Here is a 26,065-nt window from a genome sequence, read left to right as displayed (position 1 = left end):
GAGCGGATTTTCGCGTGCGTATCTAGCAGTGCATGTGCAAGGGACTTCATGAAGCAAAAGCGGACTCTCGGAACGCCACGGCTGCTGGGTATCGTCTGGCCCTTTATCGCTGTGGTCTTGTTCCAGGCATTGTTGGGCTGCGGCAGTCTCTATGTGCTTTCTGCGGTGCGTGGTTATGTGGCTGGCGAAAGCTTGTGGTCCAAGGGCCAGAAAGACGCCATCTACTATCTGACCCTCTATGCCGATAGCCGCGACGACGCTACCTACCTCAAATACCAGCAGGCCATTGCCGTGCCCCAGGGCGGGCATGAACTGCGTATCGCCCTGGACAGCGCAACGCCTGACCTGCCTGCTGCCCGCCTGGGTATCATCAAGGGCGGCAACCATCCGGACGACGTTTCCAGCCTTATCTGGCTATACCTCAACTTCCGCCATTTCAGTTATCTGGAAAAAGCCATTGAACAGTGGACAGTGGGCGATGGTTACCTGGAACAGCTGGATGAACTGGCCCGCGAGATGCACCGCGCCATCGGCGCTGATCAGGTCACGGGTAATGATGTGCGGAGCTGGAAGGCACGCATCATTGCCATCAACGAGGGGGTGACACCGGCCGCCAAGGCGTTCAGCGATGCCTTGGGCGAAGGTTCGCGGATGATCCTGCGCCTGTTGTTGATCACCAACCTGGCCACTGCCTTGGGGCTGATCGTCTTGGCGTTGCTGCGTACCCATAAGTTGCTGGCCCAGCGCCATGCCTTCGCCGATGCCTTGCAAGCGGAGAAGGAGCGGGCGCAGATCACTCTGGAGTCGATTGGTGACGGGGTGATTACCACCGACGTTGACGGCGCCATTGCGTATATGAACCCCGCAGCCGAAGCGCTGACCCACTGGAAGTCGGAGCAGGCCCAGGGCTTGCCGTTAGCGGCGCTGTTCAAGCTGCTGGATGAAAACGCCGAGCCCGATGGCTTCACCCTGATCGAGCACATCATCAAGGGCCAACTCAGTGGCGGCAGCGAGCACTCCAAGCAGATCCAGCGCCTGGACGGCAGCACCGTCTCGGTCACCCTGGTGGGCGCGCCGATCCGCAGCGCTGGCAAGGTCAGTGGGGCGGTGCTGGTGCTGCACGACATGACTCAGGAGCGCCAGTACATCGCCAACCTTTCCTGGCAGGCGACCCACGACGCCTTGACCGGGCTGGCCAACCGCCGTGAATTCGAGTTCCGCCTCGAGCAAGTGCTGCAACAGGTCGTACGCCAGCAAAGTGGGCGACACGCCTTGATGTTCCTCGACCTCGACCAGTTCAAGCTGGTCAATGACACCTGCGGCCATGCGGCGGGCGACGAACTGCTGCGCCACATCTGCGCGTTGCTGCAATCGGATTTGCGCGAGGGCGATACGTTGGCCCGCTTGGGCGGCGATGAATTTGGCATCTTGCTGGAGAACTGCCCGGCGCCGGTAGCGGAAAAGATCGCCGAGAGCTTGCGCCATACCGTGCAGAGCCTGCACTTCGTGTGGAAAGGCCGGCCCTTCATGACCACCGTCAGTATCGGCCTGGTGCATATATCGCAACCCCCGACCACCCTGGAAACCTCCTTGCGCGCCGCTGACATGGCCTGCTACATGGCCAAGGAAAAGGGCCGTAACCGCGTGCAGGTCTACCATGCCGATGACTCGGAGTTGTCCCTGCGCTTTGGCGAGATGGCCTGGGTGCAGCGGCTGCACATGGCCTTGGAAGAAGATCGCTTTTGCCTCTACGCCCAGGAAATTTCGCCTTTGGGGCAAACCGAGGCCGGCAACGGGCACATTGAAATTCTCCTGCGCCTGCATGATGAAGCGGGGCGAATCATTTTGCCCGACAGTTTTATCCCCGCGGCCGAACGTTACGGCTTGATGACGTCCCTGGATCGCTGGGTGGTGGAAAATGTCTTCAAGGTTATCGCCCGCTGCATGAGTGAGCGCCCGGGTCGACCCATGGCGATGTGTGCGATTAATCTGTCAGGCATAACTATTGGCGATGATGATTTTCTAGGTTTTTTGCGTGAGAAATTTGACACTTACAACATACCGCCAGACATGATTTGTTTTGAAATAACTGAAACCAGCGCTATAGCGAATTTGGGTAGTGCGATTCGATTTATTAATGAACTCAAAGCCTTAGGTTGCCATTTTTCACTCGATGATTTTTGCGCCGGAATGTCCTCATTCGCATATTTGAAACATTTACCTGTAGACTTCCTGAAGATCGATGGAAGTTTCGTAAAGGATATGCTGGACGACCCGATTAACCGTGCCATGGTCGAAGTGATCAACCACATCGGCCACGTCATGGGTAAGCGCACAATTGCCGAGTTCGTTGAGACACCGCAGATCGAACAGGCTTTGCTTGAGATCGGTGTGGATTACGCTCAGGGCTACCTGATTGAACGCCCGCAATTGTTTACCTTTGATAGCTTGCAGTGTCGACCTGTGCGGCCACAGCCTCTGTTATTCAAGGCGCCCGGCACATTCCGCTGAAACATCTGCTGGTCTGTACAATCACACTTAAAAAGGAGCCCCACAGTGATCGACACATTCAACAGAACCGGCCCGCTTATGGAAGCCTCGAGTTACCCAGCCTGGGCGCAGCACTTGATCCAGGCCTGTAGCGAGAGCAAGCGTCGAGTTGTCGAGCACGAACTGTATCAGCGCATGCGCGACAACGCCCTCAGCGCCAAGACCATGCGTCACTACCTGATTGGTGGTTGGCCGGTGGTGGAACAGTTTGCCTTGTACATGGCGCAGAACCTGACCAAGACCAAGTTTGCCCGCCATCCTGGGGAGGACATGGCGCGACGTTGGCTGATGCGTAATATTCGCGTGGAACTCAATCATGCTGACTATTGGGTGCACTGGGCGCGTGCCCACGGCGTCAGCCTTGAAGAGCTGCAAGCGCAGGATGTGCCGCCGGAGTTGCATGCACTGAGTCATTGGTGCTGGCACACCAGTTCGGCAGATCCGTTGATCGTCGCGATTGCCGCCACCAACTACGCGATCGAAGGGGCGACGGGGGAGTGGTCCGCCGTGGTCTGTTCTACCGGTGTGTATGCCGCCGCCTTCCCCGAGGAAGATCGCAAGCGTGCGATGAAGTGGCTGAAGATGCACGCCCAGTATGACGACGCCCACCCTTGGGAAGCCCTGGAAATTATCTGCACCCTCGCCGGGAACAACCCGAGCAAGGCCTTGCAGGAGGAGCTGCGCCAGGCGGTGTGCAAGAGCTATGACTACATGTATCTGTTCCTGGAAAGCTGCATGCGCCTGGAGAACGTGGAAAAAGACAAAGAAAAGGCGCCAGCCGTTCGCGAGCGCCCAGTGCGCGTCGCCAGCGAGGCGTGATGCGAGGGTGATGGCGGGGGCTTACCCCGCCATCGCCAGCCTGTTGCGGCCTTCGCGCTTGGCCACATACAACGCATTGTCGGCCCGGCGCAGCAGGCTTTCAGCCGACTCGGCAGCCAATAACGTCGAGCAACCGAGGCTCACCGTCAATTCGATCCGCTTGCCCTCCACCCAATAGTCCTGGGCTTGTGCCGCCTGGCGCAGGCGCTCACCGACCATCCCCGCTGCATCGCGGCCGGTGTTGGACAGCAGGATCAGAAACTCTTCCCCGCCAAACCGGAACACCATATCCACGTTACGCAACTGGCGTTTGATCGCCCCAGCCACGGCGCGCAGTACGCTGTCGCCAGCGGCATGCCCATGGGTGTCGTTGATTTTCTTGAAGTGGTCGATGTCCAGCATCAGTAAAGACAAGGGGTGCATGTGCCGCCGGGCCATGTCGATTTCCCGTTGCAGAGTCTGGTCCATGGCGACGCGGTTGCCGGTTTCGGTCAATGGGTCCCGCAGGGCGCTGCGCGTGGCCGCGCGGTAGAGCAGGGCGTTGCGCATCGGGTAAAGCAAGCTCACCAGCAGGCTTTCGAGCTGGCTGAGTTCCTCATCGGTCAAGTGCTGGTTACGGCGCAATATCAGTTCACCCAGGTGCTCGCCTTCGTGGCTCAAGGTATAGCTTACTGAGTGGTGGCCCCGGTGACCGAACTCCAGGCGCAGATCGCTGGCGGCGTGACGGTATTGCAACGCGTCCAGTGGCACCAGGCGCTGTATTTCGCGAAAGAACAGGCCGAGGATGCGTTCCGGCTCCAGGCTGGTTTGCAACTGCTGGTTCAATTGCTGGCGAAGTTCGGTAAGCGTAGCGGGGCGGTAAGGGCGAAGGGGCGGCTGACCAAATCCCAGGCGTTGCAATTTGGCACTGTCGAAGTCAATTGCGTTGGTCTGGGTAGGGGTTTTCATAAGCGGGTGGCCTCTAAGCGCTAGACTGTCTTACAGGCGGGATGAGAGTGGCGAGTGCCAAGCGTCTTACTGTTCCTTCAGTATCGTAAAACAATGGAAACAGTTTAAACCGCTTTGCCTCGGGTTATAACCCCGGAACACTGCCGCACGTCTTGTCATCGCGTAACCTGCTTGAAAACAAATAGAGCGAGTTTCATGCCAAACTCGCTGGATTTGTAAAAACCCTTATAAATCAATCATGTTTTCTTGAAGTAAGAAGAGTCTGTTAAACAATGGCGCCATATATTTGGCTTTTTACGGGCTGAGTTACCGTCAGCCCGATCATCTTTACTGATTAACGCCGGTTTTAAACCGCAAATGAAACGTGTGCGCCCGTCACGACACACCCAGGCGTACCTCCTTGCACTCGATAGGGTCAAATAACCGCGTTATATCAAGGTGCTACGGTCGATCTGCGCGATTGAAGTGACGCCGGTGAGCGTCATGGCCACGCGCATTTCCTTGGCAAATATGTCCAGCAGGTTTTCTACCCCGTGCTGGCCCTCGGCAGCCAGCGCATAGGCAGTGGCACGTCCCAGCAGGCACGCCTTGGCGCCCAGGGCGAGCATGCGCACCACGTCCAGCCCGGAGCGAATGCCTGAGTCCACCAGCACGGTCAGGTCGTCGCCCACTGCTTCGGCAATCGGCGGCAACGCCTTGGCCGTGGACAGCACGCCGTCGAGCTGGCGACCGCCATGGTTGGAGACCACGATGCCGTCGGCGCCGAAACTCACCGCATCCTTGGCATCCTGTGGGTCGAGAATGCCCTTGATGATCATCGGGCCCTTCCAGAACTCACGGATCCACTCCAGGTCTTTCCAGCTGATTGATGGGTCGAAGTTGTTGGCGAGCCAGCCGATGTAGTCTTCCAGGTGGGTGGGTTTGCCCAGGTACTTGGAGATATTGCCCAAGTCGTGAGGGCGACCCATCAAGCCTACATCGAACGCCCATTGTGGCTTGGTGACCGCCTGCAACATCCGCCGCTGTGCCGCGTACGGGCCGGACATGCCCGAGTGAGCATCGCGGTAGCGCGCGCCGGGTGTGGGCATATCGACCGTGAACACTAGCGTGGTCACCCCTGCCGCCTGCGCCCGCTCCAGGGCGTTGCGCATAAAGCCGCGATCCTTGAGCACATACAGCTGGAACCAGATCGACTGCGAGCTTTGGGAAGCGACTTCTTCAATCGAGCATACCGACACCGTCGACAGGCAGAAGGGGATGTTTTTGTTAGCGGCCGCCTTGGCTGCTTGCACTTCACCGCGCCGGGCATACATGCCGGTCAGGCCGACCGGGCTGAGGATGACCGGCATGGCCAGTTCCGTGCCGAACAGGTTGGTTGTCAGGCTCAGGTTGTCGACATTGCGCAGTATGCGCTGGCGTAGGCTGATCTCGGCCAGGTCCGAACTGTTGGCGCGCAGGGTGTGCTCGGCGTAGGCGCCGCCGTCGATGTAGTCGAACAGAAAGCGCGGCAACTTGCGCTTGGCCGCGGCGCGGTAGTCGGAAGCGGACGAGATGATCATCTACGGTGTCTCCACAAGGCAAAGTGCTTCACCTTAAGCAAAGTTGTGACATGATAAAAGCAACTTTTATCACTGATATCCAGTCGCAAAAGGAATACGTGTGAACCTGCGAACACTGCGCGCATTTGTCGAGGTGGTGCGCCAGGGAGGGTTCTCCCAGGCGGCCGACGTAGTGGCCCTGACCCAATCCACCGTCAGCAAGGCGGTCAAGACGCTGGAAGACGAGTTGGGCACGCCGCTGCTCAATCGCCTCGGCCACAAGAACGAACTCACCGCAGCCGGCGAAATTGCCTACCGTCGGGCCTTGGTGATGCTCGCCGAGCGCAACGACCTGATGGCGGAAATAAACGACCTGCGCGGTCTCAAGCGCGGCGTGCTGCGCATCGGCTTGCCGCCGGTGGGGTGCGGTGTGTTGTTTGCAGCCATGTTCGCCACCTACCGCAGCCGCTATCCAGACATCGACATTGAACTGACTGAGTACGGCAGTAAAAAACTGCGTGAGTGCCTGGAAGCAGGGGAGGTCGACCTGGCGGCCTTGCTGTTGCCGGTGGACGAAGGTTTCGACTACCAACCGGTACGCAACGAACCGTTGATCGCGGTGCTGCCCATCAGCCACCCACTGGCGCGACGCAAACGCATCGACTTCACCGACCTGGCGGACTCGCCATTCATCCTGTTCGAAGCCGGCTTCGCCCTCAACGCCAAGATCCTCAGCGCTTGCGAGCGCAAGGGCGTGAGCCCCAAAGTCACCGCCCGCAGCGGGCAAATCGACTTTATTGTCGACCTGGTCGCCGCAGGGCTGGGCGTTGCCTTCCTGCCACGGATGCTGGCGCACAAACACCAACACGCCGGCATCGCCTTGGTCCCCCTGGACGAACCCCACACCGACTGGCACATCGCCCTGGCCTGGCGCGCCAGCGCCCACCTGCCGCCAGCGGCGCGAGCCTGGTTGGATCTGGCCAAGGACCCTGCGTTTTCCACAGGCATTGGAGGTTAATTGCGGCAGATGTCAGGGAAAGCTTGACTTCTTCTTTTTAATCAGTAACATACGGCGCATTCCGCGATAGCTCAGTTGGTAGAGCAAATGACTGTTAATCATTGGGTCCCTGGTTCGAGTCCAGGTCGTGGAGCCAGATAGAGAAAAGCCTGCAGAGATGCAGGCTTTTTTTTTGCTTTGCGCCCACCATGGGGCGCAATCTTGTGGGTAAAGGTCCCACCGTAAGCTGATCACAGCGAACGAAGTGAAGCGCAACGGTCAAGTCATTGCTACAGGGAACTGACGCGCCGGTTAACCCACCATACGAAGGTAGCTCCCAATCATTAGCTATCTGCCAACCATGAACGAAAGTCCGGTAACTGTTGGGCCAAATGTGCGTTTCTACATCCAAGACTGGCGAGATTGATCGACTCACCCATTATTAAATCAGGTGATTAAAGATGAGTGCGTTAAGGGAATTGACCGCTGAAGAGCTGCTACTTGTTGCAGGTGGGGGGGATATATCACAGGATCCGATTTCCCATGATCCTGGGCCAGGTCTGGATGATGGTATGAGTCATGACCCAGGGGACGTATCTCCTCTAGATACTATTTCAATGTCATTTATAGGGGGTGTGTATGTCGATACATGTAGCCAATTTTTATTCATTTAGAGATTGCTAGGAGGTCTTATATAAGTGGGGAGACCTTTTGATCTTGCCAAAGCATCCCAATTGGCAAGGCGTGCCGTTTTTTCGTGTAAAGAATATAGGCATAACTCAGCGCCTACTTGATTTTTCATGGACGGTGGAGGCTGTATACCCTGTATTAAAACGGCAACGACTCCATCTGGCTCAGGGAAAAACGCCGACGACCCCAGGGCTGAAGGGTTTATCAAGCTGGTCAAACCTTTACATTCCTTCATGGCCGCTTCAATAATCTGGGTTTTTCCTACAGAGGCTGCGTTTACGAAGTTACAAGAAACCCCAAACACCAAAAAAACGAATAACAGAGATTTCAATTTCAAGCTCCTCGTGCAGTAGTTAAAGCAAGCCTACTGTTGAATTTATGCGATATCGTGACTGAACCGAAGGTACTTATTTAGCCGCCCGTGTGAATCGTAGATGGCAAATGCTCAGGCATCAATAGCAGCCCAGCGAATCGTGCTATGCGTTTGGAAGCCTGGGCAAATTTTAGGCAAAAAACCTCTATCTGGACACCTTGTATCGAGGATGACTTTCACAGACTGTCTATAATCTCATTTCAGCGTCCAGAATCACAGGCGACCCAGATTGGCAGCCAGCCTCAAGCGCGACCTGTTTTCGACCTCAACCAACTGCGCTTGGATCGCCTCGACAAGGGTCTGTGCATTGCGGATCTGGTAGGTACGCCCAAAACCTTTCTGCTGTTAACGCTCTCATTATCAGTTCTCTTGTGTGGAGTCTATAATTGCCGAGTGAAGTTGGTTATTTGTTTCAGGGCCATTAAGTGGTGTGTCACATCGAGTCGATTAATCCGCAGTGTCGTGCGGGCAGCTCATAGTTAAATATAAGAATGTTTCTGAGTTGCGCAGTAGTCGTGAAGATCTCTTTGAGATAGCTCGGGTGCGCCTTCAGCGTTTGCAGTCAATTAATATCAAACCGGTAGGGACACCCTCGGCGTTTTTTCTTTGCGTGTACAGTACGGCAAAAAATAACGCGGCTTTCCACATGATGAGTGGATTGGAGTCCATAGGGATCAGTCGGGCATCCAGGTCTTGCTTTTTCATCTGATATTGCCATTGCTGAAAGTCCAGTGTGCTCGTTTCGGCGCTCAATGAGTAGAAGAGCACACAATCCAGATCGCCTGGGATGACCGTTGAGTCCAGAAAACTTCCACCTATCAGTATGATTTCAACGCCAATATCAGCCATCGCCAACTCTGCTATAGCGGTTTTAAGTCGTGCGCAGAGCAAGCTCCTTTTTGGATCTTTAGGTTCTTCAAAAAAGCGTGAAAGAGACGTTAGATAAGGTGCTGAATTGATTGGGTTGCAAGTTGCCTTGTTGCCAATGAAGGCTGGGAACTCCATGGTCTTGGCGTTGGAGTAATGCTGTGAAAAAAGCGAGTCTAAGTCGGTGTTGGCCATTGTGAATTATCCAATTGTCTGAGGTGAAAGCTGGTTTTATTTTAATTTGGCAGGGGGCGGGAGTAGACAATGTATTACGTGTCTGCTGAGGGGTGCAACATGTCAAGTAGGGGCAGGCCAATAAAATTACGAAGCAGTAAAAGTTTCACGCGAATTTTGGAAAAGTGTCATATTTCGTTGGTAGAGTGTTCTTTCTTAAAGGAATAGGTATTTTCAAGTGTTGTTGTCGCAAGCGTTATTTGTGCGCGAGGCACAGGGCCGGAATGAAATGGATTTTGTCGTGGCAAAAGTAAAAACACATTTTAGAAAATCTCTAACTTATCCAGTTGGATTGGTGCTGACTGAGGGAACGGTTAAATCAGTGCTTAACGCTCAGGCAAGACTTGAGACGTATAAAAATAAGCCGTGGCCTGTTTCGTCCGGATCGGTATCGGCAGTGTTGGCGTGCGATGGCAAATCGCGGTGCTTCCAACATCCACTGTTCGAGCATTATGCAACGAATAATGCGTTGGAACCCTTGAATAATAGGACGCCTACTGAACAACAGTATGTAGAGGTTTTTTCATCAGCACTTGAACAGTCTCTGGTCACCTTGAAGTACTCGACGATTTGTGAGCTGTTGGAAGCCGCTGCCTGCGCGCTCACAGGCACCGCTGTAACGATCAGGACGACGCGAGTAGGTGTCAGGCCTGATAAGCGTGGCTGTACAGTAGAGTTTGTTCAGGCGGCTGATATACCATCGGCACTTATGGCCCTTTGGAAGTATGTGGCCGATTTACCGAGCAGTCGCCAAGACTTATTTGGTGCATCCGTTGCTGCCGTAGGGCTAATGAATTGTCATCCGTTCGTAGATGGTAATGGGCGATTGGCACGTGTGTTGTTCAATGCCCTGATGGGGCGTACTTCGCAAAACTACATTCCCTTATATGACTTTTATAACTGTTCGCCCGGCGCTCATGTATTGCGCATCCGGCAGGCTGAGCTATTTGGTGAGTGGGATGATTGGGTGCGCTTCCATTGCGACATCATTGGCTTTATGGCCGGTCACTAGGTTTATTTCCTCAGAGGGAATTGAGGCGCCCATCAGGGCAAATAACCAACGGGCGGGCCATGGACGGCTCTTTCCGTCGCCAAGGAGTGATCAAATGCGTGTACTGACGGAAAAAGAGTTGGCGCTTGTTTCGGGCGGCCAGACGACGGTTGAGCCTGTCACTGATTGGGAACCAGGAGAGTTTGAGTGGTTGGGATCAAATGGCGGTTACACAGGACCGACCTGGACTTCGGGTAATACCAGCGTCACCGTAGGCGGCTCTGCTTCGGGAGGCGAGCTATCGGGGGGAGTCGGTTTAACTATTACGTACTAAGTGAAAAAAGTGTGCCTTGATTGGCACACTTTCTATGAGTGACCGAATATGAAAAATACATTACTCGCCTTGGCGCCGTTGCTGTTTTACACCGTCGCTAATGCTGCTGACCCGGCCAGTGTGCTAGGCCACGCATTCGGTTCTTTGAGCTGTGTAGAGCAGCAGGATCCTGATGGTCGCAGTACCTGTGAAGCCAGGGCACTGTCAAATGGAAAGGGTTGCTATGGCTTGTCCAGCCAAACAATGCGGGATAAGTGTTTGGATGAGGCCTTGTACCCCGTGAGCAGCGGAGAAATTGCAACAAAAGTAAAAAAGACCACTATCGCCAATCCGCTGCCGTCGCCGGAAAAAGCGTTCACCGTGCCACCGAAGTCGCTGCTGTCGGAAGACGAAATTAAAAGGCTCGAGCGATCATTGGGACTGAAAAATGGGCCGCAATAGCCTCACTCTATACGTGGTCGCATTCTTGCTGTCGAACCCAGTGAGTGCTGTCGAGTTGCAGGACATACAAGCTAAACTGTATGCCCCGAGTTCTATTCCATTACGCGGTTTGGAAGCATCAAGAATAGACGCTAATACGCTGCTTTCCGCCGTTCTGGCCAGGGCCCAGTCCAAGAAGCCCGCGACGCCAGTCAGCCTTAGTGATTGCGCAGTCCTCAATGTGGAAAACACGGCGACCGCCTGCAAACTCATACTGCTCGGTAATCACCTGAATGATGGGCACTTCGCGGCTTATGCGCAGGTACTGGCGTCCATGACTGCAGAACAGCTTCGTCGAGCCGAACAGTTTATCGCTCAGCTGGATGTCGATACGCTCAAACGTGTGGGCGATCGGCAAATCGGCTTATTGAAGCGCACTCAAATAGTCTTAAGCAGTGAAGAAAATGATTATCTGAAAAGCGCTACCGACCCTTTGCTTGAAGTTGAAATCAATGGGCATGCGGCAAAGGTCTTGTTTGATACGGGCGCGAGCGTGACAGTTATCGGCGAGTCTGATGCCCTCCGCTATGACGTTGAATTGATTAAGTTGCCGGTGGAAATCAATAGCTATTACAGCCGGCAATCGGTGAATGCCCAGTACGGCTTGATCAGGGAGATGAATCTTTCGGGCATTGAACTCAGAAACGTTCTGGTTATCGTGGGCGGGTCGCTCAGTTTGTTTGGTCTGGACCTGATGTCTAGTTTCGACAATGTCATTGTTGGAAGTGAGCATATTGCACTGAACGTAACCCCCGCGGAAATAGAGGCGCTTGAACAGCAGTGCGTGGGCAGCGTCTTTCTAGGCAGCTCTTATTCACGACAAACTCAGTTTTTATATATGCTCGCTAATGTGGATGGCCAACAAACCGCTGCTTCCCTTGATACCGGCAATCTTTACTACTTAAGTGGTGGCGAAACCAGGGTCGGTTCAGCGAGGAGTGATCAGCGAAGCAAAATAATGACCGATGCGAATGGTACATTTCCCCGAGCAATTACCCATACCACCACCCATCTGAACATAGGGGGGAGGGCGAAAGATGTTTCCTATACGACACTGGCCGAACAAAAGTACCTGACGCCCTATGTCTTGGGATGGCCAGCGTTTCAAGACTACGAATTAATATGGAACACACATGAATCAAGAGCCTGCTACAAACAAAAAATTCCAGTTCAATAAGCGGCTGATGGCAGCCTGCTGTGCCCTGTTTCTCTCGGCCGCGCACGCGGCAAACATAGACGACGCGCGGGCGGCCTACAACCGAGATGACTATTCAAGTGCTTATTCCCTGGCTTCTACGCTAGCCAAGCAAGCTAACGATCCTGATGCCAGAAATATGCTAGCGGGATTGCTATTCACGGGGAAGGGGCACACCCGGGATGTCAACGCCGCACTAAACCTATGGACTGACTTGGCCCAACAAAACCATGCCGCTGCACAGGCGACCTTGGGTGCCTTGTATCTGGACGGGCAGGCGATTGGCGCAGCTGACTATGTTAAGGCCAAGCATTATCTGGAACTTTCAGCAGCACATGAAAACCCGACTTCTATCTACAATTTAGGCTTTATGTACGAGTCCGGTCTTGGGGTAAGCAAGTCCATACCCCAAGCCGTTGAGTACTATAAAAAATCGGCACAGCTAAATTATTCAAAAGCGTTGTTTCGTTTGGGCTCCTTGAGTGCTAACCACCTGATCGCGGACGCTAGCCCTGAATCGGCTTGTCAATACTATGAAAAGGCAGCGAAGGCCGGTCTTGGTGAAGGCGCTTTTCTAACCGGTAAGTGTTTCGCCACGGGTGTTGGCATGCCCAAAAATCTGCCCATGGCCACCCAGTGGTACACAGAGGCAGCGATGCTTGACGTGCCTCAGGCGCAAGCAAATCTTGGCTATATCTTCGAGAAAGGGCTTGGTCAGGCAGTCAATTTACCCGAGGCCTACAAGTGGTATTGGCTAGCCAGTGCACGGGTTCCCGAAGCCGCCAAGCGCCTGGGAATTATCGAGAAAAAAATGCCCGCTCTCAGTGATGCTGCCGACGAGCAGACAAAAGCTGCATGGCGAAAGCAAATACAAACGTTCATCAAAGATGACAATAACCGACGCGGACTAATGATCAATAAGTGAAAACAACCGTGAACGGATGCTGCGCAAAGCATCGGGCGTGCAGGGGTGTCAGGAGTGATTTGTGGGCGACAGGATATTTCGCAGGGCCGCGTCTGAAGCGCAGCGCGTCAAATGGCTGGGGGAGATTGTGCTGATCCGGCCGACGTCCTTCACTTTTCTCACCACGTTCGCCTTGGGAATGCTGGTCTTGGTAGGCAGCTTTTTTATCTGGGGCTCTTACACCAAGCGCAGCACGGTGAGTGGCCAACTGGTTCCAGCCAATGGCCAGATAAAGGTCCGTACGCCGCAAACCGGAGTGGTGCTGCAAAAGTTTGTCGTCGAAGGACAGTCCGTTGTCATGGGCGAGCCTCTGCTGACTATTTCCAGTGAACGTTATGATGCCGGCGCCGACCCGGTGCAGGCACGCGTGAGTTATCAGCTCAAGCAACGCAGGGAGTCACTGGAGCAAGAACTCGATAAAACCCGGCAACTGCAACAGGCTGAGCGCGACAGTTTGACCAGTAAGGTGAGCACACTGCGTAATGAGCAAGCCAACCTGGCTGCGCAATTGGTCAGCCAGCGCGAGCGCGTGGCGCTGGCGGGGGATGCGTCGAATCGCTATCAGGGATTGATGCAAAAGGGCTACATCTCTATGGACCAGTTCCAGCAGCGGCAAGCCGAGCTTTTGGGGCAGCGTCAAGCCCTGCAGGGCCTGGATCGCGAGCGCAGTTCAATCATCCAACAACTCACCGAGCGCAACAACGAGTTGGCGGGGCTTGAAACACGCCAAGCCAATGCACTGGCGCCGATACATCGGCAACTGTCGGGTATCGAACAAGAGCTGGCAGAGAGTGAAGCCAAGCGTACGGTATTGATCACTGCTCCAGGAAACGGTGTGGCAACGGCAGTTCTGACGGAAGTCGGCCAGACAGTGGACCCGTCGCGTACGTTGTTGAGCATCATGCCCCATGACGCCCAACTGCAGGCTGAGCTCTACGCCCCGAGCAAAGCCGTGGGGTTTATCAAACCGGGGGACGCTGTGCTGATCCGCTATCAGGCCTATCCCTATCAGAAGTTTGGCCAATATCACGCTCAAGTGGTGTCCATATCGCGCACTGCCGTGCCCTCTGCGGATCTTGCCATTATGACGGGTGAGGTGCCGGGGCTGTCGCGTAACGGCGAACAGCTCTACCGTCTGCGTGTACAGCTCGACGAGCAGACCGTTATGGCCTATGGCAAGCCTCAGTTGCTGCAAAGCGGAATGCTGTTGGATGCCGACATCCTGCAGGAAAGCCGCCGCCTTTATGAATGGGTGCTGGAGCCTCTCTACAGCCTCACCGGCAAATTCTAGGAACCCCTCCCATGACTTTTCTTGACGCCATAGCCTTGCGTCCCGGGCGTCGTCTGCCCGTGGTATTGCAGACCGAAGCGACTGAATGCGGCCTGGCTTGCCTGGCGATGATTGCTGGATACCACGGGCATCGGGTCGATATGCTGGATTTGCGCCGCCGTTGCAGCGTCTCCCTCAAAGGTATTGCCCTCAAACAACTGATCAATAGTGCTCAGCAACTGCAACTGGGTGCTCGTGCTGTCACGTTGGATGTGGGCGGCCTCGGCCAGCTCAAGCTACCTTGTATCCTGCACTGGAACTTCAACCACTTTGTCGTACTCAAGGCGGTCGATCGGCAAGGCGTGGTTGTACATGATCCTGCGCGGGGGCTGCGCCGGATCAATCATGAAGGTTTATCTCAAAGCTTCACCGGCGTCGCACTGGAACTGTGGCCGAACAGCGGTTTCGAGCTGCAAGAAGACAAACCAAGAATCAAACTCCTGAACATGATGGGGCGCATTAGCGGGCTGTACCGCTCGTTGGTGCAAGTACTGCTGCTGGCACTGACGCTCGAGGTCTTTTCCCTGATCACCCCGTTCTTGCTTCAGTGGACGATCGACAACGTCATTATCAGCGCCGACCACGATCTGCTCAGTACATTGGTACTGGGCTTTACCTTGTTATTGTTGATGCAACAAGCGGTCAGCGGCGTGCGTGCCTGGGTCATGATGCATTTGAGTACGCTGCTTTCCGTGCAGTGGCGTGCGAATGTCTTCAGCCACTTGTTACGGTTGCCCAGCCAATACTTCGAGAAGCGCTACTTGGGAGATGTGGTGTCGCGTTTCGGCGCGGTAGACACTATTCAGCAAACGCTGACGGCGGCGTTCCTATCGGCGATTCTCGACGGTCTTATGTCCGTCGCGACCCTTGCAATGATGCTGCTCTACAGTCCAGCCCTGGCCGCTATCGCGATCGCCACTATGCTGCTGTATGCCGTTGGTCGCTGCCTTTGGTATCGACCGCTGCGCAATGCGACCGAAGAGCAAATCATCCATGCCGCACGCCAGCAAAGCCATTTTCTGGAAACAGTGCGTGGCATTCGCCCCTTGAAACTGTTTCAGCGCCAGGAAGAGCGTCGTTCAGCCTGGCTTGGCTTGTTGGTGGAGCAGATCAACGCTGGATTGCGCACGCAAAAGCTGCGGTTGCTCTATCAACAATTAAATGGGTTGCTGTTTGGTATTGAGAACCTGTTGGTGATCTGGTTTGGCGCAAGCATGGTGATAGATGGCCAGTTCAGCGTCGGGCTGTTGATCGCGTTTATCGCCTATAAAACGCAGTTTGATACCCGAGTAGGTAACTTGGTAGACAAGTTTTTCGAGCTGCGTATGTTGCAACTGCAGGGCGAACGGCTGGCAGATATTGTTCTGCACCCACCGGAAACAACCGTTTCCAGTGTCGACCTGCAGACACTCATGGATTGTGATGCGAGCATTGAAATCCAGGGACTGCACTACCGCTATGCCGAGCAGGAGCCCTGGGTGCTGGACAACCTCGACCTGCACATTGCTGCGGGTGAGTCGGTGGCTATCGTTGGCCCGTCCGGTTGCGGCAAAAGCACGCTGATGAACGTCATGCTCGGTATCCTGCCGGCCACTCGGGGGCAGATTCGTATCGCCGGTATCGAAATGGCGCAACTGGGCCTGGATGGTCTGCGGCAACTGGTAGGTACTGTGACTCAGGACGATGTGCTGTTTGCGGGATCTTTGCGCGATAACATCAGTTTCTTCGACCTCAACGTGGATCAGTCCTGGTTGATCGAATGTGCCCGGATCGCGTCGATTCACAGTGATATCCAAGCCATGCCGATGGGTTACAACACGTTGGTAGGAGACATGGGCACGGTGCTCTCCGGGGGGCAAAAGCAGCGCGTGCTGCTGGCCAGGGCACTGTATAAGAAACCACGAATACTCTTCCTGGACGAGGCCACTAGTCACTTGGATGTCGCATGTGAACAGCGCGTGAATCAGGCCATTCAGGGGTTGCGAATTACGCGCATCATGGTTGCCCACCGCGCTGAAACCATTGCCTCTGCGGACCGTGTCATCCGGATTCTGGCCGGTAGGGTGGTGCATGACGATGCTGACGGACCAACGAATAGCGCACATACCGCGAACACTTCGCCAGCGATGAAACAGGGCCAGGCATGAAGCGATTATCCTCGGTCTTGACGATGGCCTTGCTGTGTTGTTCACGTTCTGCATGGGCCTTTGAGCCAGACGTTTTTGACACTGCACGCAACGTTTCCCGGCAAGCGGTGTATGACGATGCCCGTGGCGAGCTGCCGTGTAGTTTTGGCCGGTTACCTGAACGTTTGCCGTTAGCGCAAGTGGTCGAACGGATTCTGTGCCACGACCCACAGACGCGTCTCAGTTGGGCCAACGCCAAGGTTCAGGCTGCCCAGGTTGGGCTCAGCCAGGCGGCGTATCTGCCGCGCCTGGATGGGCGCGTTAGCAGTAGTCGCGGCAATGGTCGGGTTGACTACGATGAGCCGGCCTTGCGTTCTGGTGAAGGGCACCGGCGGCGTGACAGCGCCAGTCTTGAGCTCAGTTGGGTGTTGGTGGACTTCGGTCGACGCGGGGCCGCCTTGCGCAATGCCCGTCAGTTGCTGGTGGCTGCCAACGCTACCCAGGACGCCATGTTGCAGCGTACTTTTGTTGAGGCGGCGCAGGCTTATTACGATGCCTTGTCAGCTCAGCGCAGCTTGGCCGCATCGGTGCAAATCACCGAATTGGCGGCTCGCAATCTGGAAGCGGCGGATGCCAAATACAAAGCCGGTGCGGCCGCACTTTCTGATCGCTTGCAGGCCCAAACAGCGTTTTCCCAGGCTAATTTGCGCCAGATCCGCGACCGTGGAGCATTGCATAACGCTTTGGGCGTGATTGCCTTGCGCATGGGGCTATCACCCCAAACGACTCTGCAGTTGGCGGGTGACCTCACTCCACTGCCGGACACTCAGTTCCTGCAGGCGGTCGATGAGTTGTTGACCCAGGCGCGTCAGGATCACCCGGCAGTACTCGCCGCACACGCTAGGCTCAGGGCCGCTCAGGCGGCCGTTGATGAGCGGCGCGCTGCCAACTTTCCGAGCCTGGCACTGACCGCCGACCTGACGTACGCGCGTAGCCAGCAATCGAAGATATTCAATGGCGATGAGCGTGAGCGGGACCGCAGTATTGGTTTGCAGTTGAGCATCCCGATCTTTGAGGGTTTTGGCCGGACCTACCAGATCCGCCAAGCACAAGCCCGTGTAGACGCGGGCCGAGCAGAACTGGCTGAGGTCGAGCAAGAGGTCGCGCTAGACCTGTGGGCCAGCTACCAGACGTTGAATGTTGAGACCCAGAGTCTGCAGCGCACCAGCGAATTGGTCGATCAATCGCGCCAGTCGCTGGAGGTTGTCCAGGGCCGTTATCACTCCGGGGTGGGCAGCATGATCGAGTTGCTCAATGCCTTGACCGCGTATTCCGGTGCTGAGCAAGAGCATATTCAAACCCTCAGCCGCTGGCAGACATCACGCCTCAGGCTGGCGGCCAGCCTTGGTCGACTGGGATTCTGGGCGTTGTAATGCTCGCTGACTGGGTCACTTCGGTGTTGGCGCCCACAACGAGTCGCACGCATCAAAGAGGGGATTGCCAACAAGAGGTAAGCGTCTGTGCAATATACCTTGCGGAATGAAACTGACCTTCACTGGGTTGAAATCGCAATCGCAACGTCGGGGTTGCTGGAAGCGATGTTATCGCCAGCTCAGCATTGTGGTCGAAGGGAGCTCACGGAGAGAGGTCCTGACCCAGTCGGCATATCCGTCGATGCTGAAACCGAGCACAAATTGAACAACTGTTCTTATGGGGTTAAATCTCAACTGTTCTTCTGGCCGATTGGTTTCCTGTCACAACTCACCAGCTTGGCTGTGGTGGCCACGCTGGTGACTTGGAGGTGAAAGTCCTCTACACACCCGGCAAGGGGAAGTGTTAGCCAGAGGCAAGGGTGTCGCGGGTGACTGCGAATCTGAAGGAGGCCCGAGGCAAAATGCTGGCCTGACGAACAGGAAGCGGATGAGGCGGCACAGCGGGGTTAGGTAGCCAAAATTGCCAAAGCCCAATACTTGCACGGAGTGCTGTGACGTAGATCCGACAGGCATAAGCAGGAAGGTCGCGCGAATTACCCTGGGAGATCTGCGTGTTTGCCGATCTGCTACCGAGCGTCGAGAGGCGGCGGGATGAGCGTACAGAAGTCAGCTGAAGCCGTAGTAAGTGGCAGATAACCGCGCCACCAAGGGCTGAACAGGTTATGCCGCCGGTAGGCGTCAAAGTCTCGTTGAATACCGAAATGCAGAAATTTCTCCCAGAGAAAACTGTTACTCCGAGTCCCGGACAGTATCCGAGGATGACGGCTGGCAGCGCACAGGTATTGGCGGCGTCTGTGGCGTGGACGAAAGCGGAGCCGGACACGCTGATGGAGCGGGTGCTTGCACCAGCCAACCTCAAGCGTGCGTATCAACGCGTGGTCAGTAATAAGGGCGCACCGGGTGCCGATGGCATGACGGTCGACCAGTTGGCGGGCCACGTGAAACAGTATTGGCCGATCTTCAAGGCTCGGTTGCTAGCCGGTGAGTACCACCCGCAAGGTGTACGCGCTGTCGAAATCCCCAAACCCAAAGGCGGAACAAGACAATTGGGTATCCCCAACGTCGTGGATCGCTTGATCCAGCAGGCTCTGCTGCAACAGCTCACGTTAATCTTCGACCCTCTGTTTTCAGACTACAGCTACGGTTTTAGTCCGGGCAGAAGTGCTCATCACGCCATCGAAACAGCTCGCGCTCACGTCGCCTCGGGCCACCGCTCTCGCCGTTGCTGTCAAACATCCTGCTCAACGAACTTGATCGCGAACTGGAGCGCAGGGGCCATCGCTTCGTGCGTTATGCCGATGACGCGAACATTTATGTGCGCTGTCGCCGTGCTGGCGACCGAGTGATGTCCAGCGTCGAGCGTTTCCTGAGCCGGCGCCTGAAACTGACGCTGACCCGAGAAAAGAGTCGAGTAGCTGGATCGTGGATGTGTGACTACTTGGGCTACGGGATGAGCTGGCATCAACAGCCGAGACTGCGAGTGGCCACGAGGAGCTTGCGTCGTCTGCGTGACCGGCTTGGGGAATTGCTACGCTGAGCGCGGGGCCAGAAAATGGCAAATACCATTGGGCGGATAAATCTTGTGCTGCGCGGTTGGGCTGGCTATTTCAAGTTGACTCAAGGCAAGGGTGCGCTGGAGGCACTTGACGGCTGGGTGCGTCATAAACTTCGCTGCATCCTTTGGCGCCAATGGAAGCGACCCTCAACGAGGGTTCGCAATCTGATGCGCCTGGGGATAGAAGAAGGGCGTGCCCGTAAGTCAGCCTCCAATGGCCGAAGCCCATGGTGGAACTCCGGAGCGTCACATATGAATCAGGCGCTGCCGAAGAAACGCTGGGATCAACTTGGCCTGGTCTCAATACTGGATACGATAAACCGGCTTAGTCGTATAACCTGAATCGCCGTATACGGAACCGTACGTACGGTGGTGTGAGAGGACGGCGGATGTGAATCCGCCTCCTACTCGATCTCGGGATTTGGCCCGGCTACCGGTTGCTCTCGAGCTGAGGACGCATCCTTGGAAGCTGACGGTGGCTGTGTAGTCGCAGGGCATAAGCGATAACCCGAGTAGCGTAATGCATAGGCCAGTACATCCTGGACAGTTGGGGTTAACCCCTGAGGTGTTTGATATGCATCCACCTCAGCCTTCGCTGAATCAGTGGCACAAGGACAGGTTAAGTGGCATGATTTTACCCCTATGAAACTTCTCAAGGATGACTTAACAAGTGTCTAAGCTCAGCAGTATTTTCAATCTTTGGGGGCCAACTATATGTGGAACCTTTTTAGCGTACTTTCTCGGTAAAGGTGCATTTGACGGGATCGGACAAGCATTTGAGCGCTCATGGGCGTCGACACTTCAATGGTCCATTGAGCCAGTCTTCTATCCGCGATGGGTTGTTTTAGTCGGTGTAGTATCTATTTTTATCGGGGGCGTATATCTCTTTTGGAAGCAGTATAAGCGAATGAATGAAGTAGAGAAGTCACATCATGAACTCATTACTGCTTTAGATACGGCCTTCAAAGAGGCAGCGGAGAACTTGCAACGGGATTGATGTGTGGCGCTATGTCCGAAGTTTAGGCTGACGAAGCAATGATGTTGTTGAGTGGTTTTTGATTTAATTATCAAGGGGTGGCTTAGTGATGTTGCAGTTAGCGGCCAAGCAAAGGCCGCTATTAATTATTGCATAGGTTGAGTGAAGGTATTTCAAGGCTCTTCGTTTGATGTGTGGTTGGTTTTGAATAGGTATTTATAAAACAGCTCTTGAGGTGTTTGCGCTGTTATTTTTATTTTTTTATCTAGCAGTAGTTTTTTGCACTCTTTGATTACTTCAGTTGTTGTATTTTGAAGTTCTCTTAGGTCGATTTTTGTAACGTAGTCGCTGATATCGTTGTGATAAAGACCATCCCATGGTTTCTTGGCGGGAGTCAAAAGGGCTCCACTATTTTGGATCATGCGAAAAATGACCTTAGTGCCTGTGGTTGAGTTTATATATAGTAAGCTGCCGTCGTGGAATAGGCCGTGACGAAGAGTGGTAAGTTGTTCTAGTTCTATTGCGTTTGTGACGTTAGAGTAAAAGTGAAGCGCTTTTTTAATTCCGTTCTTATAGTTGCAAGATTTGTTGATTCGTTTGTACAGGCCACCTATTTGATCAAGCATTGAAAAGCAAGCAAGTAGTGGTACGTACTGATTCGTCCTAACGTTTGAGAATGAGGCCGCGACTGTTTGGTTGAGATCAAAAAGGCTGCTTGAGATCATGCCGTCCATGGTTTGAATGAAACGACAGGTGTCATCTAGGTGAGCAAATGCCAGTTCCTCTATGCTGAGTTCGTGGATCTTTTTTGAACGATAGTAATCATGAATTTGACCAGGGGTTGCAGTTTTAAAATCGTTAAATCCATTTAACATATTTAGCTCTTTTGTCTGTGTGAGAGGACCAGATTTAGGGGTGTGTACGATTACGCCCGAATATTAGCTTTGTGAGGATTAATTGTAAATGTATTCTTCCATGTTCAGCGTGTGGGTGACAACCTTGTGTAAAGGCTTGTGAGCAGGTTTTTCTGATGGCGTTCACTGTTCTGAAATCTTTTCAGGGTGATTAGCGGCGTAAATTAATTTGTTAGGGTTGTCGCGTTTTTTGGTGTTTTGCTTCTGCAGGCTGTCAAAAGTGCGCGCACCTTTTCGTCGCTGTATACAATTAGGTGAATTTTTATGAAGGCTGAATGATTTCTCCAGAGGAGCCAAAAACGGAGAGGAACGACACCCATACGGGGAGTGCTTCCCGTATGGGCTGAGTAGGTAGGTCAGGACGCCGATATGATCGACGTCAAGGCGCTCGTGCGCTAGGTCTATGACTCTATTCTTACCAATCCGTGACTGTGGAAAGTTTCAGGCGCACTCTGCTTCCAGCGCTTTGACAGAGCGGGCTATGGCGCGGAGCGTAGAGTGAATACGTCCTCGTGGAACATCGAGTCTGATGTCTTCTTTTAGCGCGTCAAAATTGAAAGTGGTGACTAACAAATGTTCTAAACCAGGTACGGACTTGAACGCTTTTCGATGTGCATCAATCCTAAACCCTCCTGAAACCGAGTAGATCCAGAAATCCAGCGCATGTCCCCGAAATGCTAGTGTGAGATACAGGCTAGGCGCGTACTCTGAGCCACTGACAGGTTGGTATTCAACTTTTTTCCACGGGAGTATTTTTTTGCTGAATTGCTCTGAGTCCAATTGTTCGGATAGGTGATAGCTGAACAGTTCGGCATGCATCCCGCTCATACGGCTTTTACGGAGCATGTAGATATGGTTGCCCTCCCACCGCAGTGCATGCTCTGCGCAATAACTGAAGACGTTTGGTGTATCCACCATAATCCGACGCCACGGATCGAGCTCCTCTGCATTAGTAATCAGCTCATCCAACTGGTCTTCAAGCGGTCTTTCAAGATCAATCAACGTCAGGAGCTTCTGCAAAAGTCCGCGTGCGCGCTGGCCGACTTCACCGGCACCACCGCGTAACAGCCGCTTCCAACTGGCCTGCTCTGAAGCGGAGTTGACCAAGAATGAGTGGTTATAGCCGCTGGGCAACAGGTAGTCGCCCAATGAAAGCAGTGCGCGCTCCCAACGGTAGCCTGGCAGGCTGTCCAGGCCGCGCGCGCTGAACATAGTTTCCGCTTTGGCAAGATAGGAAGAAAAGCTTTGTTGTAGCGCAAGATGCTCGCGGTTTTTCCACTGTGATAGTTCGGCTGTGTGTCGCTTGGCCATCGCACCGCAGAAATCTAATAAAAACTCAATTTGGCCTTTGAAATAGCCGTGTTTCTCCGCACGTTCGATCAGCTCGCGCCAGCCAGTGTGGGCCAGTAGCAGCTCTGCCTTGAAGTGCTCTTCGTTTATCTGTTGCAGGGAAAAGCCGGTTGTTGGTTTATCCGTCGTAGCAAAGTAGCCAAGGATGTCCCCAGCGTGGGGGAGCAGACCCCGGACAGCCAGCAGGCTGCGCTGCATGTCGGCGGGACGGTCGTAGTTAGTATTGATCGACAGGTTGAAAACTACCCGCATCCATTCCAGCAGTGCTTGCGGTTCGATCTGGTCGCCCGAGGCTCGAATGAAAGCGACGTACGCGAAAAACTGGACCAGGTCGGTATAGGCTAAGGATGAGGGATCGCTAACCAAGTGTTGGAAGAGAATCTCTTCATTGAAGTATGGGTTTTCTGGCAATAGCGGCGTAAACCGATTCCCTTGCGCGCTCCAGGTTTCGAGAAGCAACATGAGAGTGATGGAGAAGTCGCGCTCTAGCCATCCGCCCTTGTGATAGAGGGCATAAGCAGACTTCAACGACTTGCTCTTGAAAGTGCTGATGTCCTCCAGATAGCTTGAAGGTTCCGGATCGCGGCATATAAACGCCACGGCATGGAAGAAGTTCATGAGCGCATCGTCGTACAGTTGGGTTTCCTTGTCGCGATACGCCCAAAAGAAGTCGGCCCAGCTGGTATCCATGCGTCGGGCGAAGTAATCGGCGACGGTAAAATTTTGACCGCTGATCTCGCGGGTCTCGTCGGCGAACTGGCCTTTGAGTTCATGCTCGAAGCGTGCTTTGAATGTCTCGAAAGCCGTCAGTGGTTTGCCCCGGGCGTTCATCTTGATGTACAGATCGTCAGACAGCCCGAAATGGTCCAGGTCAAGCAACTGGAAAGTGATAACCGGGTGCTTTACATCCATCAACCTCGCGTAGGCTCCTGTTACCTCGGCGAAGTGGTTGTGGATAGCGTCCAGCATGGTCAGGCAGGATTGGATCGTCGGGTCCAGTCGCCAGTATCGGAAAAACCAAGCCTGGTTGGTGATCAGACTGGACATTGAGGATTCGTCGGCCACTTCGCGTGCAGGCCAGAAATTCACCAACTCATTGAAAAATTCAGCACTACTTGGTCGTACTTTATAAGAGAAGCGTGAATCTTCGCCTTCGCAAAAAACCTGACCAAACTCATCCTGATTACCATCTCGCCACGCCAGATACCAATGCAGTAGAAACAGAGTGGTCAGTCGCTGTTGGCCGTCAAGTGGCAAAAAGAGGTTTGACTCACCTTCTTTCTCGACACTTCCGTAGATGAAGTCGAGGTTCAGGGGGCGTGCATCTTCACCCGATGCCAATGTAAATGCTTGCTTCAACGTGCCTAGAAACTCTTCACGTACATCCTCAAATGCCGGGCGGCCCTGAGCATAGTCGCGCTGGATCATCGGAATTTGGATGCGCTGATGGCGGCTCAACAGCTGTCTTAGGGTGATCTGGCTGCTGGACTCGCTCATTTTGAAATCTCCTTGGTGGCGCTGAAGAAACGCAAGAGCACTTGGGTCATTTCGGCTAGGTATGCTTCGCGATCGCTCTTGCTCCAGAACATCATGTTGTCAGCCTGCGGGCTGTAGCATTTGAGGAACACATTGCGGGTGCACAACGGTACAAAAATCCCGGACTGGTCGAGGGCCAGAAGCGCTTTACGCTTGACGGCGAATACAGCGTTTTTATAGCTGCGGTTGGTACCTTTATCGAGCAAGGTCAGGTTGGAAATGCCATGGTCAGTCGGCGCTTCGTCTGTTTCCTGAAAGAAGGCCAACAGTTTTTTGTACACCACCTCAAACGCTTCGTCCGCATCAGCTTTCTTCGAACGCTTGATAAACGCTGCAATGCTGTTCAGCAGTTGTTTACTTTGAGCCGCCTGGTCGCTGAAGTTGTAGGCTTCCAGGTAGCCGGAACACAGCTTCAGCCAATTCAGTTGGTCATGCAGGCGCATAGGGCGGCTCGATGCAATCGAACGCACGTGTTCTATGTCCCACTCGCCATTTTTGAAACTATCGAACTGGAAGCGCATGTTGGAGAGCGGACTGTCCAGTAGAGTCGCCAGGTTGAAGAGCAGCAGCAGTGAACGGATACTTGATGAGTGACGGCCGTACTCTAGCTGATCAAGACGTTCACTGATGCTCGTATGCAGTGCTTTGGGGCTCAGGGCATCTAGGTCTTCGTCACCGATAGTGCGAGCAAATACCGCTTTGCGTAGCTTGCGCTCGAATGCGCTCTTGGTGGTTTGCAGCGACAACTCACAGATACTCGCGACATCCATGCCTTGATGAATCAAGAATCCAACAATGTGGTAAAGCGTACGGTCTTCAAACCATTCTTCCAGCATCATGAAGGTTTGCTTGATGCGCAACCATTCCTTGGCGGTTGCGCCAGAAACCTTAAGTTTCCTGCTGTAGGCGTGAAAGATGCTGTGCTCGTCTTGATCCGCTCTATCGCCAACGCCGTCAGTTGTGGCTACCAATTCGAACAGAAGACTGATGCGATTCGGAGATTGGCTCTGCTGGTTACTGAGAAAGTACCAGAACTCATCTGCCTGAAGGGCTTTCTCCAACTGATCCCATTCGTGGGCGATCCTCATTTGTCGGGATGCGGCTTCTGGATCGTTGTCATCACCACGCTTGAGGAAAAGGGCACGGATCAACTCGTCATCCGTCAGCGGAATCTTACCCACGTTCAGCCGAGTGAAGGCATCCACGGCATTGTCCTGAGCGGCTAGTTCGAACCAGATCACTCGAGTCTTGTTCAGCAACGCTGTTTTGATCTCATCCACCTCGTTAGCCCGGGTGCTGAACCAATTCTCGATGGTGTTAATGGCATTGAACAGGTAGAAGTAGTCTACGTTTGTGTCTGCTTCGATCTCGTTGGGCTCATCGAGGAACGCCAGCAGAAGCGGGCGGGTCTCGTAGTCCAGAGTAAACAGCTTCTGCTGGTATCTTTGCGCCAGACGCTCATTGAAATGCCTAAGTATCAGCAACAGCGTAGTCAGTCGCTGCTGGCCGTCCACTACCTCGAATGGGCCGTGTTCGGTGGCTTTTATCACCAGCGGTTGCAGGCAGTAAAACTCTTCTGGCTGAGGGTTACGGCGCTTGGTGAACTCGCGGATGTCGTCCAGTAACTGGGTAACCTGCAGTGGTTTCCAGCGGTATCCGCGTTGGTAGGCAGGAATCCAGAATCGAGTCGGGTTGCCTTGTTCATCAGCAAGAAGCTCATGAATCGGTTTGAGGCATAAGTCGGAATGGTTCATTCGAGTCCTTTCGGGGCGGTGCTGCATCCTGGGCTATGCAGTGGAGGCTAT

Annotated in this window: 18 protein-coding genes, 1 tRNA gene and 1 pseudogene; 14 read left to right on the top strand and 6 right to left on the bottom strand. The window is 54.1% G+C overall.

Features of this window, described 5'->3' with window-relative positions; translation table 11 throughout:
- Positions 1-48 precede the first annotated feature (48 nt).
- Both FRT59_RS09240 and FRT59_RS09235 read left to right on the top strand, forming a co-directional pair.
- Positions 49-2,511, top strand: a complete 2,463-nt coding sequence (locus tag FRT59_RS09240) for an EAL domain-containing protein (RefSeq protein WP_034116942.1) — start codon at positions 49-51, stop codon at positions 2,509-2,511.
- Positions 2,512-2,589: 78 nt separating this feature from the next.
- Entirely contained in the window at positions 2,590-3,369 is a 780-nt protein-coding gene (locus FRT59_RS09235) for an iron-containing redox enzyme family protein (protein ID WP_153838239.1), read from the top strand.
- 21 nt (positions 3,370-3,390) lie between these two features.
- Here FRT59_RS09235 and FRT59_RS09230 read toward each other — a convergent pair whose 3' ends face one another.
- A complete protein-coding gene (locus FRT59_RS09230) occupies positions 3,391-4,317 on the bottom strand; it encodes a GGDEF domain-containing protein (RefSeq protein ID WP_153871024.1) in 927 nt (308 codons plus the stop codon).
- Positions 4,318-4,745: 428 nt separating this feature from the next.
- Positions 4,746-5,876 (bottom strand): FMN-dependent L-lactate dehydrogenase LldD, encoded by a 1,131-nt coding sequence (gene lldD / locus FRT59_RS09225; protein WP_034116939.1) that lies wholly within the window; start codon positions 5,874-5,876, stop codon positions 4,746-4,748.
- Positions 5,877-5,976: 100 nt separating this feature from the next.
- Between lldD and FRT59_RS09220 the strand changes: the two genes are divergently transcribed.
- The gene (locus tag FRT59_RS09220) at positions 5,977-6,873 is read left to right on the top strand and encodes a LysR family transcriptional regulator (RefSeq protein ID WP_198809645.1); all 897 of its coding nucleotides are present in this window, start codon (positions 5,977-5,979) and stop codon (positions 6,871-6,873) included.
- Positions 6,874-6,933: 60 nt separating this feature from the next.
- A tRNA-Asn gene (locus tag FRT59_RS09215) sits at positions 6,934-7,009 on the top strand.
- Positions 7,010-8,464: 1,455 nt separating this feature from the next.
- Here the strand turns inward: FRT59_RS09215 and FRT59_RS09210 are convergent.
- A complete protein-coding gene (locus FRT59_RS09210; RefSeq protein ID WP_034116936.1) occupies positions 8,465-8,977 on the bottom strand; it encodes a DUF6932 family protein in 513 nt (170 codons plus the stop codon).
- Positions 8,978-9,194: 217 nt separating this feature from the next.
- Here FRT59_RS09210 and FRT59_RS09205 point away from each other — a divergent pair, with 217 nt between their 5' ends.
- From FRT59_RS09205 to FRT59_RS09165, 10 genes and pseudogenes are all read left to right on the top strand, one after another.
- Positions 9,195-10,028 (top strand): Fic family protein, encoded by an 834-nt coding sequence (locus tag FRT59_RS09205; protein WP_153871023.1) that lies wholly within the window; start codon positions 9,195-9,197, stop codon positions 10,026-10,028.
- A 94-nt stretch (positions 10,029-10,122) separates the two neighbouring features.
- A complete protein-coding gene (locus FRT59_RS26980; RefSeq protein ID WP_152612295.1) occupies positions 10,123-10,341 on the top strand; it encodes a bacteriocin in 219 nt (72 codons plus the stop codon).
- Between the two features lie 48 nt (positions 10,342-10,389).
- Complete coding sequence (locus FRT59_RS09200) at positions 10,390-10,782, top strand: hypothetical protein (protein WP_153871022.1); 393 nt, start codon at positions 10,390-10,392, stop codon at positions 10,780-10,782.
- Complete coding sequence (locus FRT59_RS09195) at positions 10,769-11,998, top strand: retropepsin-like aspartic protease (protein ID WP_153871021.1); 1,230 nt, start codon at positions 10,769-10,771, stop codon at positions 11,996-11,998. Before FRT59_RS09200 ends, FRT59_RS09195 begins: the two co-directional genes overlap by 14 nt.
- A complete protein-coding gene (locus tag FRT59_RS09190; RefSeq protein ID WP_153871020.1) occupies positions 11,955-12,941 on the top strand; it encodes a tetratricopeptide repeat protein in 987 nt (328 codons plus the stop codon). Before FRT59_RS09195 ends, FRT59_RS09190 begins: the two co-directional genes overlap by 44 nt.
- A gap of 73 nt (positions 12,942-13,014) precedes the next feature.
- Positions 13,015-14,271: an HlyD family secretion protein gene (locus FRT59_RS09185; protein WP_034117892.1), complete on the top strand. Its 1,257-nt coding sequence runs from the start codon at positions 13,015-13,017 to the stop codon at positions 14,269-14,271.
- Between the two features lie 11 nt (positions 14,272-14,282).
- Complete coding sequence (locus FRT59_RS09180; protein WP_153871019.1) at positions 14,283-16,457, top strand: peptidase domain-containing ABC transporter; 2,175 nt, start codon at positions 14,283-14,285, stop codon at positions 16,455-16,457.
- Complete coding sequence (locus FRT59_RS09175) at positions 16,454-17,869, top strand: TolC family protein (RefSeq protein ID WP_153871018.1); 1,416 nt, start codon at positions 16,454-16,456, stop codon at positions 17,867-17,869. The genes FRT59_RS09180 and FRT59_RS09175 overlap by 4 nt, the downstream gene beginning before the upstream one ends.
- A gap of 722 nt (positions 17,870-18,591) precedes the next feature.
- Positions 18,592-19,826 (top strand): annotated as a pseudogene (locus tag FRT59_RS09170) (group II intron maturase-specific domain-containing protein).
- A 328-nt stretch (positions 19,827-20,154) separates the two neighbouring features.
- A complete protein-coding gene (locus FRT59_RS09165) occupies positions 20,155-20,481 on the top strand; it encodes a hypothetical protein (RefSeq protein WP_153871017.1) in 327 nt (108 codons plus the stop codon).
- A gap of 152 nt (positions 20,482-20,633) precedes the next feature.
- Here the strand turns inward: FRT59_RS09165 and FRT59_RS09160 are convergent, their stop codons facing one another.
- The 3 genes from FRT59_RS09160 to FRT59_RS09150 form a co-directional block, all read right to left on the bottom strand.
- Positions 20,634-21,335 (bottom strand): hypothetical protein, encoded by a 702-nt coding sequence (locus tag FRT59_RS09160; protein WP_153871016.1) that lies wholly within the window; start codon positions 21,333-21,335, stop codon positions 20,634-20,636.
- A gap of 480 nt (positions 21,336-21,815) precedes the next feature.
- Positions 21,816-24,221 (bottom strand): DUF262 domain-containing protein, encoded by a 2,406-nt coding sequence (locus tag FRT59_RS09155; protein WP_153871015.1) that lies wholly within the window; start codon positions 24,219-24,221, stop codon positions 21,816-21,818.
- Positions 24,218-26,014, bottom strand: a complete 1,797-nt coding sequence (locus FRT59_RS09150; protein ID WP_153871014.1) for a DUF262 domain-containing protein — start codon at positions 26,012-26,014, stop codon at positions 24,218-24,220. Before FRT59_RS09150 ends, FRT59_RS09155 begins: the two co-directional genes overlap by 4 nt.
- Positions 26,015-26,065 lie beyond the last annotated feature (51 nt).

The organism is Pseudomonas haemolytica (assembly GCF_009659625.1).
Lineage (GTDB): Bacteria > Pseudomonadota > Gammaproteobacteria > Pseudomonadales > Pseudomonadaceae > Aquipseudomonas > Aquipseudomonas haemolytica.
The sequence above is the reverse complement of the archived record's forward strand: the minus strand, read 5'-3'. Positions and strand labels throughout refer to the sequence as shown.

What these genes read in the sequence shown, in the direction of transcription:
- FRT59_RS09240 (WP_034116942.1), top strand. Translation starts at nt 49, where the DNA reads ATGAAGCAAAAGCGGACTCTCGGAACGCCACGGCTGCTGGGTATCGTC.
- FRT59_RS09235 (WP_153838239.1), top strand. Translation starts at nt 2,590, where the DNA reads ATGGAAGCCTCGAGTTACCCAGCCTGGGCGCAGCACTTGATCCAGGCC.
- FRT59_RS09230 (WP_153871024.1), bottom strand. Translation starts at nt 4,317, where the DNA reads ATGAAAACCCCTACCCAGACCAACGCAATTGACTTCGACAGTGCCAAA.
- lldD (WP_034116939.1), bottom strand. Translation starts at nt 5,876, where the DNA reads ATGATCATCTCGTCCGCTTCCGACTACCGCGCCGCGGCCAAGCGCAAG.
- FRT59_RS09210 (WP_034116936.1), bottom strand. Translation starts at nt 8,977, where the DNA reads ATGGCCAACACCGACTTAGACTCGCTTTTTTCACAGCATTACTCCAAC.
- FRT59_RS26980 (WP_152612295.1), top strand. Translation starts at nt 10,123, where the DNA reads ATGCGTGTACTGACGGAAAAAGAGTTGGCGCTTGTTTCGGGCGGCCAG.
- FRT59_RS09200 (WP_153871022.1), top strand. Translation starts at nt 10,390, where the DNA reads ATGAAAAATACATTACTCGCCTTGGCGCCGTTGCTGTTTTACACCGTC.
- FRT59_RS09195 (WP_153871021.1), top strand. Translation starts at nt 10,769, where the DNA reads ATGGGCCGCAATAGCCTCACTCTATACGTGGTCGCATTCTTGCTGTCG.
- FRT59_RS09190 (WP_153871020.1), top strand. Translation starts at nt 11,955, where the DNA reads ATGAATCAAGAGCCTGCTACAAACAAAAAATTCCAGTTCAATAAGCGG.
- FRT59_RS09180 (WP_153871019.1), top strand. Translation starts at nt 14,283, where the DNA reads ATGACTTTTCTTGACGCCATAGCCTTGCGTCCCGGGCGTCGTCTGCCC.
- FRT59_RS09175 (WP_153871018.1), top strand. Translation starts at nt 16,454, where the DNA reads ATGAAGCGATTATCCTCGGTCTTGACGATGGCCTTGCTGTGTTGTTCA.
- FRT59_RS09160 (WP_153871016.1), bottom strand. Translation starts at nt 21,335, where the DNA reads ATGTTAAATGGATTTAACGATTTTAAAACTGCAACCCCTGGTCAAATT.
- FRT59_RS09155 (WP_153871015.1), bottom strand. Translation starts at nt 24,221, where the DNA reads ATGAGCGAGTCCAGCAGCCAGATCACCCTAAGACAGCTGTTGAGCCGC.
- FRT59_RS09150 (WP_153871014.1), bottom strand. Translation starts at nt 26,014, where the DNA reads ATGAACCATTCCGACTTATGCCTCAAACCGATTCATGAGCTTCTTGCT.